The sequence below is a fragment of the Hydrogenophaga taeniospiralis CCUG 15921 genome (genome assembly GCF_001592305.1).
In the GTDB taxonomy this organism is placed as follows: domain Bacteria; phylum Pseudomonadota; class Gammaproteobacteria; order Burkholderiales; family Burkholderiaceae_C; genus Hydrogenophaga; species Hydrogenophaga taeniospiralis.
The window spans coordinates 441,874-455,387 of record NZ_BCWR01000001.1 but is presented as its reverse complement, the minus strand read 5'-3'; the positions used below and the strand labels follow the sequence as shown (position 1 = coordinate 455,387).

Genomic DNA, 13,514 nt, shown 5'->3' with positions numbered 1-13,514 from the left:
GCCCCGCCAGCACCGACCAGGGCGCCCGGGCTCAGTCGCGCACGTCGGCCACCGGCTGCTCGCCAAAGTCCGGGCGCTCCAGCCAGGCGAGCACGCGCGCGGCGGCGGTTTCGGGTGCGGCGAGTTGCCCCTGGCTTTGCAGTTCCAGGAACCGCTGCCGGTCGGGGAAGGCGCTGGGGTCGCCCGCGCGCAGCTGCACCTGCATGTCGGTGTCGATCACGCCGGGAGCCAGCGACACCAGCCTGGCGCCGTGCGCGCGCCGGGCCTCGTCGAGCGCGCTGCAGCGGGTGAAGTGGTCCATGCCCGCCTTGGCCGCGCAGTAGGGCGCCTGGGCGGCCATGGGGTAGCGGCCCAGTCCCGAGGAGATGTTGAGCACCTTGCGCGGGCCACGCCAGCCCGCGTCCACCCAGGCGCCGGTCGCGGCCAGAAACGCCGCGGTGAGCTGCATCGGCGCCTCCAGCCCCACGCGCAGCGCGTTGGCCAGCTCGTCGGGCGGGCAGGCGTCGAGCGGGCCGATGCGCGGGATCACCCCGGCGTTGTTGATCAGCGTGGCGCTGGCCAGCGCAGAAGCTGGTTGGCTTTCAAGCCAGTGCCGCAGCCGCGCGGCCGCAGCAATGGTGTCAGCCAGGTCCTGCGACCACTGCAACAGGTGGGCGCCGTGTTGCGCGGCTTCGGTCTCCAGCGCGGGCGATGCGTGGCGCGAAATGCACAGCAGCAGGCGCCCGGGCGTGAGCAACTGGCGCGCCATGGCCAGACCCATGCCGCGCGAGGCGCCGGTGAGGATGGTGAGGTGTTGTGTATCTGGGTTCATGGCGGCTCCTGGGGTCAGAGGCTGAGAGTTTTTCGGGCGTTGCTCGGTCACGCCCGAAAAACTCTCAGCCTCTCAGAACGGACAGGGACATTCGAACCGCAGTGTCTCCCCCGAGACCGGGTGCGGCAGTTCCAGCGCCTGCGCGTGCAGCAGCAGGCGCTTGGCCAGCGCCTCCTGGGCCGGGCTGGCGTAGAGCGGATCGCCCACGATGGGGTGGCCAATGGCTTGCAGATGCACGCGCAGCTGGTGCGAACGGCCGGTGACGGGTTCGAGGTCCAGCCGGGTCATGTCCGGCCCGGGCGCGGGCGCCGCGGCCAGGCGCCAGTGCGTGAGGCTGGGTTTGCCAAACTCGTGGTGCACGATGCTGCGCGGTCGGGCGAGCCAGTCCAGGATCAGGGGCAGGTCGATGGTGTTCCAGCCGTTGTCGGGTAGCGGGTTGTCCAGTGTGCCGACCACCACCGCCGTGTAGCGCTTGTGCACGCGGCGCTTTTCGAACGCGGTGCTCAGGGTGCGCTGGGCTTCGATGCCGCGCGCCATGACCACGATGCCGGAGGTGGCCATGTCCAGCCGGTGCACCACCAGGGCGTCGGGCCAGACCGCCTGGGCGCGGGCGCTCAGGCAGTCCTGCTTGTCCGGGCCGCGCCCGGGCACGCTCAGCAGGCCCGAGGGCTTGTCGAACACCAGCATCGCCTCGTCGGCGTGCAGCAGGTTCAGGCCGTGGTCGTCCACCGTGCGGCCGTCGGTCAGGGCGCGGGGCCGAGGGCCTGCGTCAGCTCGGCGGCATCCAGGCTGCGCGCCGCGCCAAAGCCGGCCACCTGGCGTGCGCCGCTGGCGCGCAGGCGCGCGAAGCGGAAGTCGCCGAGCGCGGTCATGGGTTCGGCGTCGGGGAACCGTTCCAGATAGACAGCGCGGCAGGCCAGCGCTTCGGGGCTGCCGGGTTCGGCCACGAGGGCGGTGGCGTCGAGCGTGACGCGCGGCAAGGCGTGCACCGGTTCGCCCGCCACCTCGGCCTGGCAGACCAGCACCGACACACGGGGCGAGCGCTGCAGGTTGCGGCTGTGCGCGGCCAGACCGCTGACGTGGATCACCAGGCTGTGATCAACCGGGTCCACCGCGAACGGGACCATGGAAACAAAAGGTGCGCCGTGTTCGTCCAGCGTGCCGAGCGCGGCCGTGCGCTGGCTGGCCAGCAGCTCACGCAGGGCGCGGGTCAGGCTGTGTTCGGTGGCCATGGGTGGTGGTGTGTCAGGGTGTGCTCAGCGCACGTCGATCACGGCGCGGCGGTTGCGGGGCTCGGCCACCTCGTCGTCGGTGGGCACCAGCGGTTCGCGTTCACCGCGGCCCACGGCCTCGATGAGCTCGGCCCGCAGGCCACGCTCGATCAACTGTTCGCGGATGGCCTGGGCGCGCTCCAGCGAGAGCGCGTCGTTGGCTTCCAGCGGGCCCTGGCGGTCGGTGTGGCCGGTCACCACGATCTCGCCGCCGGGACGGGCCTTGGCGCGGGCCACCACGTGGTCCAGCTGCGCCTGCGACTCGGGGGTGAGCTGCGGGGTGGCGAGCTCGAATTCCAGCACGAAGCGCTCGGGCGGCGGCGGCTGCAGCGTGATCAGGCGCGGGTAGGCCTCGCGCACCTTCTCGGCCGTGGTGGTGTCCACGCTGAGCGCACCGCGCGCGCCCACGTTGGCCACCTGGTAGGGCTGGTCGATCACCTGCTCGCCCCGGGCGGTGCTCACCGCCACCGCACTGGGTGTGCCGTTGGCCTGGGGCAGCAGGATCACGCGCGTGGTCGGCGCGCAGGCCGACAGCACGGCGCCCAGCAGCATCGCGAGGAGGGCGGTGGATCGTCGGGGCAGGGGATGGATGTCAGGCATGGGTCGGGCCTCGGGTGGTTCAGGGCTGTGCCGGGGCGTCCACGATGAAGTCGGTGCCGCGCACGCCCACCACCGAGGTGGGGGTGGTGATCTTGAACAGTTCGGGGTTGATCTTCGCCAGCAGGCCGGTGACGACGCGGATCGAACCCTGCAGCAGCTCCAGCGCGAGCTGGCCCGACTGGGTCGTGGGGTTGTACTGGAACCGGCTCAGTTCCACCAGGGTGTTGGGGCCCATGGTCACCACGGTGCCGTCCTTGAGGGTGATGGTGGCCGCGCCGGTCTTGCCGGTGCGCAGGCGCTCGGCTTCGTGGAGACCGTCTCCGGGCACAGGCGTGCGCCGCGCTTCGGCCGGGCCGACCCAGATCTCGCCTTCCACCTGTTTGAAGGTGCCCACACGGTTCGTGTCGGCAAGCACGGCCGGGGGCTGCTGCTGCGCCCCGGCCTGGGGCAGCACCGCCAGCAGGACGGCGGCCAGAAGCAAGGGGAGGGGCGCACGCATGGGGGAACTCCGGGGTGTACGAAACAACCCGCGATGGTACCGGACGGCGCTCAACCGCGGCCAACGCACGAAAGCGGGTGTCTCGATAGAATCGCCAGGGTCCACCCGCACCGTCGCGGCAGCCCGCCGCCCACGGCCGCCCACACCCTCCACCCACCCATGACCCTGCTGCTCGCGCCCATGGAAGGCCTGCTCGACGCGACCTTGCGCGACGTGCTCACGCGCACCGGTGGCATCGACCGCTGCGTGAGCGAGTTCATCCGCGTCACCCAGACCCTGTTGCCCGAGCGCGCGTTCCTGCGGGTGGTGCCCGAACTGCTGCATGGCGGGCGCACCCGCGCGGGCGTGCCGGTGCGCCCGCAATTGTTGGGGTCCGACCCGGTCTGTCTGGCCGAGAACGCGGCGCGGCTCGCGGGCCTGAGCCCATTCGGCGTGGACCTCAATTTCGGCTGTCCGGCCAAGACGGTGAACCAGAGCCGGGGCGGCGCGGTGCTGCTGGACGAGCCCGAGCTGATCGGCCGCATCGTGGCCGCCGTGCGCCGCGCGGTGCCGGCCCAGGTGCCGGTCTCGGCCAAGATGCGCCTGGGCTTCAACGACGACCACCGGGCCGAGGACTGCGCGCACGCCATCGCCGAAGCGGGGGCCGACGAGCTGGTGATCCACGCGCGCACCAAGGCGCATGGCTACCGCCCACCCGCCTACTGGGAGCGCATCGCGCAGGTGCGGGCCTCGCTGCCCGCGGGCGCGCGCATCACCGTGATCGCCAACGGCGACATCTGGAACGTGGCCGATGCCGAACGCTGCCGCGCCGTCACCGGTTGCGACGCGCTCATGATCGGCCGCGGCATGGTGACCGACCCGGGCCTGGCGCTGGCCATCAAAGGGCTGGGTGGTGTGCCCTGGCAGCAGATACCGCCGCTGCTGCTGGCGTTCTGGCAACAGGTGAGCGTGCGCGTGGAGCGCCGCCACCGCGCCGGGCGGCTCAAGCAGTGGCTCAACTACCTGCGCCAGCGCTACCCGCAGGCCCAGGCCGCGTTCGACGAACTGCGCCTGGTGCACGAACCCGCCGCCATCGAAAGCTGGCTGCAGGCGTCGCAGATCCGCCCGCCTATTACCACAGAGCCGATCCCGGCGCTGCCAGCGGAGTTGGCGCACTCGTGTTAACTTCCGGCCCCGGACCCGAACCACGACGCCTGTATGACCTCTGTAACACCCCGGCTGGATGCCCTCACGGCTGAGCGCCTGCGCGGCATGCGTCGCGGCATCGAAAAGGAAAGTCTGCGTGCGCAGCCCGACGGACGGCTGGCCCTCACGCCGCACCCCGCGGCGCTGGGCAGCGCCCTGACCCATCCGCACATCACCACCGACTACAGCGAATCGCAGCTGGAACTGATCACCGGTGTGCACGACAGCGTGGCCTCGTGCCTCGCCGAGCTCACCGAGATCCACCAGTACACCGTGCGCAGCCTGCGCAAGGCGGGCGACACCTCGGGCGAGGAAATGCTCTGGGCCTCCAGCATGCCCTGCGGCCTGCCCACCGACGAGACCATTCCGCTGGGCCGCTACGGTTCGTCCAACGTCGGGCGCGCCAAGAGCGTGTACCGCATGGGCCTGGGCCACCGCTACGGCCGGCGCATGCAGACCATTTCAGGCATCCACTACAACTGGTCGCTGCCGGGCGTGGACAACGACGGCTACTTCGCGCTGATCCGCAACTTCCGCCGCCATGCCTTCCTGCTGCTCACGCTGTTTGGCGCCTCGCCCGCGGTGTGCTCCACCTTCGTCGAAGGCCGCGAGCACGAACTCTTGCCCCTGGGCAGCAGCGGCAGCCTGCACATGCCCTATGGCACCTCGTTGCGCATGGGCCGCCTGGGCTACCAGAGCGACGCGCAGGCCACGCTGGACGTGAGCTACAACGGGCTCGAAGGTTACGCGGCCTCGCTGCACGACGCGCTCACCCGGCCCTGGCCCGCCTATGAAGCGCTGGGCATCCGCAACCCGGGCGGTGAATACAACCAGCTCGCCACCACGCTGCTGCAGATCGAAAACGAGTTCTACGGCACGATCCGGCCCAAGCGCGTGATCTTCCCCGGCGAACGCCCGCTGCACGCGCTGCGCGAACGCGGTGTGGAATACGTCGAGGTGCGGCTGATGGACCTCGACCCGTTCGAGCCCATCGGCATCGGCGCGCCTACCCTGCGTTTTCTCGATGTGTTCCTGCTGCACTGCCTGCTTAGCGACAGCCCTCCCGATACGCCGGACGAAATCCACGAACTCAAGCGCAACCAGCACCTCACCGCCGCGCGCGGACGCGAGCCCGGCCTGCGCCTGGAGCGACGGGGCCAGAGCGTGCCCCTGGTGCAATGGGGCAGCGAGATCCTGGACCAGCTCGATCCCATCGCGCGCGCGCTCGACGCGGCCCAGGGCAGCGACGCCCACACCGAAGCGGTGAACCAGGCCCGCGCCGGGCTGCTGGCGCCCCAGACCCTGCCCTCGGCGCGGGTGCTCGCCGCGATGCACCGCGAGCACGGCGATTCCTTCGTGGCGTTCGTGCGCACGCAGTCGCAGCAGATCCATGCCCACCTGCTGGGCCTGCCCTGGAGCGCCAAGCAGCAGGCGCGTTATGAAGCCATGGCGGCGCAGTCGGTGCTGGACCAGCGCGCGATCGAAGCGGCCGACACCCTGCCGTTCGACATCTATCTGCAGGAATACACCTCGCCCACCCGCCTGGGTCGGCCCAGCGCTTCGCCGCTCGCCACCACAATCGCTGCCTGAGCCGCAGGGGTATCACGGGGGCGCAGGCTCCCGCTGGTTACCCCTTGAAACCCGCGTTTCGCCTGCGTGTATGCGTCGCGGCGGTGCCCGGCGCTAAGCTGCGGTGTCGTTTGCAAGGAGGCCCCCCATGGCACGCTTGACCGCCGCGGACTTTGACCAGGAACTGCTGATCCTGTTTGACGCTTATGTGCATGGCGACATCGACCGCCGCGGCTTTCTGGAACGGGCCAGCCGGTTCGCCGTGGGCGGTGTCACGGCGGCCGGGCTGCTGGCCGCGCTCAGCCCCGATTTCGCGGCCGCCCAGGTGGTGCCCAAAGACGACAAGCGTGTCCTGACGCTGATGGTGGACGTGCCCTCGCCGTCGGGGTCCGGCACCGTCAAGGCCTACCTGGCCAAGCCCGCCACGGGCACGGCCAAGCTGCCCGGCGTGCTGGTGGTGCACGAAAACCGTGGCCTCAATCCCCACATAGAAGACATCGCCCGGCGCCTGGCCCTGGAGGGCTATCTGGCCTTTGCGCCCGACGCGCTCACGCCGCTGGGCGGCTACCCGGGCGACGAAGACAAGGCGCGTGCGCTGTTCGCGCAGCTCGATCAGACCAAGACCCGGCAGGACTTCATTGCCGCGGCCGGGGCGCTGAAAGGCCGGCCCGACTGCACGGGCCGCATCGGCGTGGTGGGCTTCTGCTATGGCGGTGGCATCGCTCACATGCTGGCCACCCAACTGCCCGAGCTGGCGGCGGCGGTGCCGTTTTACGGCAACCACCCTCCGGCCGAGGACGCGGCGAAAGTCAAGGCGCCGCTGCTGATCCACTTCGCTGGTATCGACGAGCGCATCAACGCCGCCTGGCCCACCTACGAAGCCGCGCTCAAGGCCGCAGGCGTGCGCTACACCGCCCACCACTACCCGGCCACCCAGCACGGTTTCCACAACGACACCACGCCGCGCTACGACGCCAACGCCGCCCAACTGGCCTGGGAGCGCACCCTGGGCTTTTTCAAGCAGAGCTTGAAATGAAACACCCCCGCCGCGCTGCGCGCGACCCCCTCAAGGGGGCGGCACTGGCCGTCCGGCAAAACCGGCCCGGCGGTGCCCTGGGTGGGACCGTCTCACGCGTCGTCGTGGGGGGGGGGCTCAGGCGCCGGGGCCGCTGAGCGTCACGTCTTCCAGCGGGTAGGCCGCGCAGGGCAATACGCAGCCCGTGGCTTTCTCTTCGGGCAGCAGCCCGGGCCATTCGATGGCATAACGCACGCGCCCCTGCACCAGCCGCCCCATGCAGGCGCGGCAGGTGCCGTTGCGGCACGAGGCCGGCCAGGCCACGCCCGCACGCAGCAGGGTCTGCAGCAGCGTGTCGTCGGCGCGGGCGGCCAGGGTCTGGCCGGTCTCGGGCAGGTACAACTGGAAGACGGTGGGTTGGGGCAGGCTGCTCATGTGCACAAATCCAGATGCAGTGGCCGGCTCATGGGCGGTTCCAAGATGCTGCACGCACTGCCTGTTGAATGGGCAATCTGAAGAACTCCTTTGTGCGACAAGCACTTAGCTTGACCGTACAGGACTTGCCATCACTTATGCACAGCCTTGTCCAAGGTTTCGCTGGACAAGTGGATAAATGCGCTGGCCCGGGTGCCCGTTGCGCAGGCAGTTTGAAGAAGCGCCTAGGGCCACAAGCACTTGCGCGCCCCGTACACGGCTGACCCCGGGTTATGCACACACTTATCCAGTGTTTCGCTGGACAACTCACCGAAGGGGATGATGAACCTCAGGCCTCGCCGCCGAAACGCTGGATCAGGTTGTCGATGTATTTTTCGACCAGCTTCTCGAACTCGCCCTGCACCACAGGCACCACAATCATCTTCATCAGGCCGGGCAGCGGCACCTCGATCTCGCCCTGAATGGCGAGCGTGAGGCCGGTGGACTTCTTGTTGTCCACGATCTTCCAGTGGCCGCCCACCAGCGCGTTGCCCACGCCCTTGACGGGGGTCCACTTCACCGTGCCCTTGGTTTTATCACTGACGTATTTGCTGGCGTACACGGTCTGGATGTTGACTTGCGTCGTGCCCACCTTTTCCATCTCCCACTGGTAGACGCCGTCGCCCAGATCGGTGAGCTTCTCGACCTTGGGAAAATGGCTGACCGAGGCCGGCACGTCCGAGAGCAGCTCGAACACCTCGGCGGCCTTGGCCTTGACGTCGAATTCATAACCCAGATCTATCTTGACGGTGATGCTCATGTGTCTCCTCTTGGGGTGTGGGAATGGGGGAAATCATTGTGGCATGGCGACCCCGGAGCGCCGATAGAGTGCTCCACCCAGAGCACAATCCCCGTCTCACCAAAAGAACACCCATCCATGAGCATCCAGTGGTTCCCCGGGCACATGCACCTCACGCGCAAGGCCATCACCGAACGCGTGAAGGAGATCGACGTCGTGATCGAAATGCTGGACGCGCGCCTGCCCGGCTCCAGCGCCAATCCGCTGCTGGCCGAGCTCACCAGCGGGCGGCCCACGCTCAAGGTGGTAAACAAGCAGGACATGGCCGACCCCGAGCGCACCGCGCTCTGGCTGGCGCACTACAACGCCCAGGCCAACACCCGCGCGATCGCGCTCGACGCCAGCGTCACCGCGCCGGCACGTGCCCTCATCGACGCCTGCCATGAGCTGGCACCGCTGCGCGGCGGCATGGTCAAACCCATGCGGGTGCTGATCTGTGGCATTCCCAACGTGGGCAAGTCCACGCTCATCAACACGCTCAAAGGCAAACGCGCGGCCAAGACCGGTGACGAGGCCGGCATCACCCGCACCGAGTCGCGCATCGTCCTGGCCGACGGCTTCTACCTGTATGACACGCCGGGCATGCTCTGGCCGCGCATCGTCGTGCCCGAGAGCGGCTTCAACCTGGCGGCCAGTGGCGCCGTGGGGCGCAACGCCTACGACGAGCAGGAGGTGGCGCTGGAGCTGCTGGACAAGATCAAGGCCCGCTACGGCGCCGAGCTCGACGCGCGCTACAAGCTGGGCCTGACGCCGCAGGCCATCGCCGCCCTGCCCGACGAAGAGCTGATGGCCGCCATCGCGCGCAAGCGCGGTGCCATCGGGTCGGGCGGCAGTATCAACTGGCAAAAGGCGGCCGAACTGGTGATCGCCGATTTCCGCAGCGGCATTCTGGGCCGCATCACGCTGGAGACGCCCGAGCAGTTCCTGCGCTGGCTGCACGCGGGCCGGGAGGCAGACGCGCAGCGCCAGGCGCGCAAGAAGGAACGCAACAAGAAACCCGCCAAGCCCGACAAACGTTGAGGCGCCAGTCGTTCACCGCAGGAGCAACCCATGTCCACCATCGTCCTTCCCAGCGATCCCGAGAACGATCCCCGCGTCAAGGCGGTGTTCGACGACATCCGTGCCACGCGCAACACAGACTTCATCAACAACATGTGGCGCTACCTGGCGTTCGATCCGGCGCTGCTGGAACAGACCTGGGCCGAGGTCAAGCGGGTCATGGCCACGCCCTCCAGCCTGGACCCTCTGACCAAGGAACTGGTCTACATCACCGCGTCCATCATCAACGGCTGCAGCTACTGCGTGCATTCGCACACCGCCGCCGCCAGCGCCAAGGGCATGACGCGCGAGCAGCACGCCGAGCTGCTGTCCATCGTGGCCCTCGCCGCCAAGACCAACCAGCTCGCCACCGCGCTGCAGGTGCCGGTGGACCCGGTGTTCGACAAGGGCCGTTGAGTCAGGCGCCGTCCAGCAGGTCGGCGATCTCGTCGGGCGGCGCCACGGTCACGCCCACGTGCAGCGTGTGCCGGGCACCGCCCTGGATCACGCCGCGCATGGGGGAGACGTCGGAAAAGTCGCGGCCGATGGCCAGCGTCACATAGTCCTCGCCCGGGCTGCCCCAGCCGCAGCGGTTGTTGGTGGGGTCGAAATCGAACCAGGCCCCGCCGAGGGCCGCGGCCACGGCTTCTTCGTTGGCGGCGGGGTCTTCATCGTCGGCATCGGCACCCCCATCAACGCTGGCGCCGGCCGGCATCGGCACGTAGACCGAAACCCAGGCATGCGACGCATCGGCGCCGATCAGGCGGGGTTTGCCCGCGGGTGGCTGGGTCAGCAGGTAGCCGCTCACGTAGCGCGCGGGCAGACCCAGGCTGCGCAGGCAGCCGAGCATGATGTGGGCGAAGTCCTGGCACACGCCCTTGCCCTGTTCCAGCGCCTGCAGTGCGGGGGTGTTGACCTCGGTGCTGTCGGTCTCGTACCGGAGCTGGGTGTGGATGCGTTCCATCAGCGCGCGCGCGGCCTCCAGCACCGGCAGGCCGGCGGTGAACGCCGGGCGCGCAAAGGCCGCGAAGGCGTCGTCGCGCGGCACGTAGGGCGAGGCGAACAGGAATTCGCAGGCCGGGTCGTAGGGCGCGTGCGCGCGGTAGCGGAAGTGCTTGCGCACGCTTTCCCAGCCGGTCTGTTGCCAGGCCGGGCTGTCGGGCAGCGGACGCGGCGCCTGGGTTTCGACCAGGCTGTCGGCCTCCACGGTCAGGGTGTCGTGCGGCGCCTGCAGCGAAAAGAAGGTGCGCAGGTTGCCAAACGCGTCGGTGGTCTGGCTGCGCGCTGAAGGCTCGGGGCGGATGTGCAGAGCGTGTGTCAGCAGCTTTTGCGTGGGCGTGTCGCGCGGCGTGAGATGCACCATGTGCTGCGCCATGTCGATGGTGCCGTGGTAGCGGTAGTGGGTGCGGTGGATGATGCGCAGCAACATATCAGGTACGCAGTGGATCCGCATTCCCCAGGAACACCGCGGAACCGGCTTTGCCGGACCGCTGGTGTTGCCCCTTGAGGGGCTGAGCGGCTACGCGCAGCGAGCAAGCGATGGGGGGGAGTGACATCTATGCTCCGAGGCTCTGGTTGCCGCGGTCGGCGTGGCTGAAGTGCAGGCGCGTGATGTCTTCGGACAGTGCGCCCGCGGAGGCCTCGCAGTCGTCGAGCAGCTCGGCCAGTTCGGCCCAGGAGCGCTGGCCGTCGGGCGCACGCTGCCAGTTGCTCAGGTCGGCCAGCACCCAGGTGTCGGGGTCGGGCAGGTCCATCGCCAGCGCCGCGTCCTGTGGCATGGCGCTCAGGGACAGTTTGGCCAGGCGCGAGCGCAGGGTCTGCACCACCCAGGCCAGCGAGCGCGGGTTGTCGCGGTCCATCACCAGCAGGTCGATCAGCGCCACCATGTCGCGGCGCTGCTGGTACAGCGCGTGGAAGGTGATGGTGCTGTCGAACAGCGCCACCAGCGCTTCAAAGCCCGCCGGGTCGTGCACGCAGTGGTGTTCGAGCCCGAGCGCGAGCGCGCGGGAGAGGGTGATGAGGCGTTCGATGTGGCGGCCCACCGAGAGCAGGCGCCAGCCGTTGTCGCGCACCATGCGGTCGGTCTGCGCGCCGGTGATGGCGGCGAGCAGTTCGCTCGCGTTCTGCAGCGCGGCCAGGGCTTCGGCGGTGCCGTATTCGGCGTCGGTCGCCATGTCGGCGCAGTCGTGCGCGAATTCGGCCTCGGTGCGTTCGATCAGGTTCCAGTGTTCCTGCGACAGGCGCTCGCGCACCTGCGCGGCGGCGGCCTTGAGCGCGCGCAGGTTGAAGCCCACGCTGTAGGTCTGGCCGGCCAGCGGCGTGCCCGGTTCGGGCGACAGGCCGGCCATGAGGCTGCGCGCGAACACGCGGGCCGACTGCTCGGCCCCGGGCACATCGGGCAGCACCAGCGAGTTTTCGCGCGCGGCGGCCGAGAGCCAGGCCATCAGCGGGCGCGAACTCGGTTCTTCCCCGGCCAGGTGGTTGAGCGCGATCTGAGCCAGGCGGATGCTGTTTTCGGCGCGCTCGGTGTAGCGGCCCAGCCAGAACAGGTTTTCGGCGGCTCGGCTGGTCACCGGGCGTTTCTGGTGCGCCAGCGCCAGCGTGCTCGGCGCGGACTGCAGCAGGCTGGTGTGATCGACCAGACCTTCGGTCTGCACCCAGCAGTCGGCGCTGCTGCCGCCGCGCTGCATGGAGGCCATGAGTTGGCCGCGCGGCGCCAAGCGCACCAGGCCGCCGGGCAGCACGCGCCAGGACTGCGGGCCGTCGGCCAGCGCGAACACGCGCAGGATGGCCGAGCGCGGCATCAGCCGCTCGCCCGACCAGGTTGGCGTCTGCGACAGCGGCATCCAGGACTGCACGGTGTAGTCGTCGGGGTGGCGTGCCATGCGGCCCGACCACTCGTTGAGTTCGCGCGGGTTCAGACACTGGCCCATGGCCGTTTCCAGCCCCGAGCTCGGGTAGGTGGGCTTGATCACGCTGTCCTTGAGCAGGGGCAGCACTTCGCGCAGCGCCGCGCTTTCGCCGCACCACCAGGTGGCCAGCGAGGGCAGGGCCAGCTCTTCGCCCAGCAGGTGGCGGCTGATGGCGGGCAGGAAACCCAGCAGCGCGCTGGACTCCAGCGGGGCCGAGCCGGGCGCGTTGGCCAGCAGCAGGTTGCCCGCGCGCAGCACCTGCAGCAGGCCGGGCACGCCCAGGCGCGAGTCGGAGCGCAGCTCCAGCGGGTCCAGCCACTCGTCGTCCAGCCGCTTGATGAGGGCGTGCACCGGCTCCAGGCCGCTCAGGGTCTTGAGGTACAGGCGCTGGTCGCGCACCGTGAGGTCGTGGCCTTCGACCAGCGTGAGGCCGAGGTAGCGCGCCAGGTAGGCGTGTTCGAAATAGGTTTCGTTGTAGGGGCCGGGCGTGAGCAGGGCGATGCGGGCGTTCTCGCCCTCGGGCGCCATGGCCTTGATGCCGTCCATGAGCGCGCGGTAGCTCGCGGCCAGGCGCTGCACCTTCATGCCGGCGAAGGCCTTGGGAAACTGGCGCGAAATGGCGATGCGGTTTTCCAGCAGATAGCCCAGGCCCGAAGGCGCCTGGGTGCGCTGGCCCACCACCCACCAGCGGCCGTCCGGACCGTGGGCGAGGTCGAAGGCCACGATGTGCAGCCAGGTGTCGCCCGGCGGTCGGACCCCCTGCATGGACCGCAGGTAGCCCGGGTGGCCCTGCACCAGCGCGGCCGGCAGCAGCGCCTGCTTGAGCAGCTCGCGCTCGCCGTAGAGGTCGGCCATCATCGCGTTGAGCAGGCGGGTGCGCTGCATCACGCCGGCTTCGATCCGGGCCCAGTCCTGCGGGGGGACGATCATCGGGAACAGGTCCAGCGCCCAGGGGCGCTCCTGGCCTGACGCGTCGGCGTAGACGTTGTAGGTCACGCCGTTGTCGCGGATCTGGCGCTGCAGGTTCTCCGAGCGGCGGTTCAGCTCGGCAAAGCCGTCGGCGCCGATGTGTTCAAAAAAACTGGCCCAGGGCGCCGACAGGCCGCCGCCGCCCTCGCCGCCAGCCGATGGGGGCTGACGCAGCTCGTCCCGGTGGCCCTCGTCGGCCGGCACGGACAAGGACAGCGCCCAGTCGCCAGGCGATTCGGGGCTGAGCTCGTCAAACAGGGAGTCGGGGGCGTCGTGGTTCACGGGTTCCGAGTATGCCTTTGCTTCCCCCGCAAGGCTTTGAGGCAAAACCCGATCTGCGGGCGGGCGTGTGCCGTCCTTCACGCTGGTGAA

Annotated in this window: 14 protein-coding genes; 5 read left to right on the top strand and 9 right to left on the bottom strand. The window is 69.5% G+C overall.

The features are described from left to right. Positions 1-31: 31 nt before the first annotated feature. From HTA01S_RS02085 to HTA01S_RS02065, 5 genes are all read right to left on the bottom strand, one after another. The gene (locus HTA01S_RS02085; protein WP_068166892.1) at positions 32-811 is read right to left on the bottom strand and encodes an SDR family NAD(P)-dependent oxidoreductase; all 780 of its coding nucleotides are present in this window, start codon (positions 809-811) and stop codon (positions 32-34) included. A 72-nt stretch (positions 812-883) separates the two neighbouring features. Next, positions 884-1,498, bottom strand: coding sequence for an RluA family pseudouridine synthase (locus HTA01S_RS02080; protein ID WP_084235811.1), 615 nt, complete (start codon positions 1,496-1,498; stop codon positions 884-886). Between the two features lie 56 nt (positions 1,499-1,554). Continuing rightward, on the bottom strand, positions 1,555-2,043 hold the full coding sequence (locus HTA01S_RS02075) for a HugZ family pyridoxamine 5'-phosphate oxidase (RefSeq protein ID WP_068166890.1): 489 nt from the start codon (positions 2,041-2,043) through the stop codon (positions 1,555-1,557). Positions 2,044-2,067: 24 nt separating this feature from the next. Then, complete coding sequence (locus HTA01S_RS02070) at positions 2,068-2,682, bottom strand: OmpA family protein (protein WP_084235774.1); 615 nt, start codon at positions 2,680-2,682, stop codon at positions 2,068-2,070. A gap of 19 nt (positions 2,683-2,701) precedes the next feature. Beyond that, complete coding sequence (locus HTA01S_RS02065) at positions 2,702-3,181, bottom strand: FecR family protein (protein WP_068166888.1); 480 nt, start codon at positions 3,179-3,181, stop codon at positions 2,702-2,704. Positions 3,182-3,340: 159 nt separating this feature from the next. Between HTA01S_RS02065 and HTA01S_RS02060 the strand changes: the two genes are divergently transcribed. The 3 genes from HTA01S_RS02060 (at position 3,341) to HTA01S_RS02050 (ending at position 6,971) form a co-directional block, all read left to right on the top strand. Then, on the top strand, positions 3,341-4,345 hold the full coding sequence (locus HTA01S_RS02060) for a tRNA dihydrouridine synthase (RefSeq protein ID WP_068166887.1): 1,005 nt from the start codon (positions 3,341-3,343) through the stop codon (positions 4,343-4,345). Between the two features lie 33 nt (positions 4,346-4,378). Next, positions 4,379-5,956, top strand: a complete 1,578-nt coding sequence (gene gshA / locus HTA01S_RS02055; RefSeq protein WP_068166886.1) for a glutamate--cysteine ligase — start codon at positions 4,379-4,381, stop codon at positions 5,954-5,956. A 127-nt stretch (positions 5,957-6,083) separates the two neighbouring features. Continuing rightward, positions 6,084-6,971: a dienelactone hydrolase family protein gene (locus HTA01S_RS02050; protein ID WP_068166885.1), complete on the top strand. Its 888-nt coding sequence runs from the start codon at positions 6,084-6,086 to the stop codon at positions 6,969-6,971. A 117-nt stretch (positions 6,972-7,088) separates the two neighbouring features. Here the strand turns inward: HTA01S_RS02050 and HTA01S_RS02045 are convergent, their stop codons facing one another. After that, positions 7,089-7,385, bottom strand: a complete 297-nt coding sequence (locus HTA01S_RS02045) for a 2Fe-2S iron-sulfur cluster-binding protein (protein ID WP_068166884.1) — start codon at positions 7,383-7,385, stop codon at positions 7,089-7,091. Between the two features lie 328 nt (positions 7,386-7,713). Then, positions 7,714-8,184 carry an SRPBCC family protein gene (locus HTA01S_RS02040; protein WP_068166883.1) on the bottom strand — a complete coding sequence of 157 codons (471 nt, stop codon included), beginning with the start codon at positions 8,182-8,184 and terminating at the stop codon, positions 7,714-7,716. Between the two features lie 117 nt (positions 8,185-8,301). Between HTA01S_RS02040 and ylqF the strand changes: the two genes are divergently transcribed. Then, positions 8,302-9,243 carry a ribosome biogenesis GTPase YlqF gene (ylqF, locus tag HTA01S_RS02035; RefSeq protein ID WP_068166882.1) on the top strand — a complete coding sequence of 314 codons (942 nt, stop codon included), beginning with the start codon at positions 8,302-8,304 and terminating at the stop codon, positions 9,241-9,243. 30 nt (positions 9,244-9,273) lie between these two features. Then, positions 9,274-9,678, top strand: coding sequence for a carboxymuconolactone decarboxylase family protein (locus HTA01S_RS02030; RefSeq protein ID WP_068166881.1), 405 nt, complete (start codon positions 9,274-9,276; stop codon positions 9,676-9,678). Position 9,679: 1 nt separating this feature from the next. On the opposite strand, the gene HTA01S_RS02025 is transcribed toward HTA01S_RS02030, so the two are convergent. Both HTA01S_RS02025 and HTA01S_RS02020 read right to left on the bottom strand, forming a co-directional pair. Continuing rightward, positions 9,680-10,690: a transglutaminase family protein gene (locus HTA01S_RS02025; RefSeq protein ID WP_068166880.1), complete on the bottom strand. Its 1,011-nt coding sequence runs from the start codon at positions 10,688-10,690 to the stop codon at positions 9,680-9,682. 127 nt (positions 10,691-10,817) lie between these two features. After that, complete coding sequence (locus HTA01S_RS02020) at positions 10,818-13,424, bottom strand: circularly permuted type 2 ATP-grasp protein (protein ID WP_068166879.1); 2,607 nt, start codon at positions 13,422-13,424, stop codon at positions 10,818-10,820. Between the last annotated feature and the right edge of the window lie 90 nt (positions 13,425-13,514).

What these genes read in the sequence shown, in the direction of transcription:
- HTA01S_RS02085 (WP_068166892.1), bottom strand. Translation starts at nt 811, where the DNA reads ATGAACCCAGATACACAACACCTCACCATCCTCACCGGCGCCTCGCGC.
- HTA01S_RS02080 (WP_084235811.1), bottom strand. Translation starts at nt 1,498, where the DNA reads ATGCTGGTGTTCGACAAGCCCTCGGGCCTGCTGAGCGTGCCCGGGCGC.
- HTA01S_RS02075 (WP_068166890.1), bottom strand. Translation starts at nt 2,043, where the DNA reads ATGGCCACCGAACACAGCCTGACCCGCGCCCTGCGTGAGCTGCTGGCC.
- HTA01S_RS02070 (WP_084235774.1), bottom strand. Translation starts at nt 2,682, where the DNA reads ATGCCTGACATCCATCCCCTGCCCCGACGATCCACCGCCCTCCTCGCG.
- HTA01S_RS02065 (WP_068166888.1), bottom strand. Translation starts at nt 3,181, where the DNA reads ATGCGTGCGCCCCTCCCCTTGCTTCTGGCCGCCGTCCTGCTGGCGGTG.
- HTA01S_RS02060 (WP_068166887.1), top strand. Translation starts at nt 3,341, where the DNA reads ATGACCCTGCTGCTCGCGCCCATGGAAGGCCTGCTCGACGCGACCTTG.
- gshA (WP_068166886.1), top strand. Translation starts at nt 4,379, where the DNA reads ATGACCTCTGTAACACCCCGGCTGGATGCCCTCACGGCTGAGCGCCTG.
- HTA01S_RS02050 (WP_068166885.1), top strand. Translation starts at nt 6,084, where the DNA reads ATGGCACGCTTGACCGCCGCGGACTTTGACCAGGAACTGCTGATCCTG.
- HTA01S_RS02045 (WP_068166884.1), bottom strand. Translation starts at nt 7,385, where the DNA reads ATGAGCAGCCTGCCCCAACCCACCGTCTTCCAGTTGTACCTGCCCGAG.
- HTA01S_RS02040 (WP_068166883.1), bottom strand. Translation starts at nt 8,184, where the DNA reads ATGAGCATCACCGTCAAGATAGATCTGGGTTATGAATTCGACGTCAAG.
- ylqF (WP_068166882.1), top strand. Translation starts at nt 8,302, where the DNA reads ATGAGCATCCAGTGGTTCCCCGGGCACATGCACCTCACGCGCAAGGCC.
- HTA01S_RS02030 (WP_068166881.1), top strand. Translation starts at nt 9,274, where the DNA reads ATGTCCACCATCGTCCTTCCCAGCGATCCCGAGAACGATCCCCGCGTC.
- HTA01S_RS02025 (WP_068166880.1), bottom strand. Translation starts at nt 10,690, where the DNA reads ATGTTGCTGCGCATCATCCACCGCACCCACTACCGCTACCACGGCACC.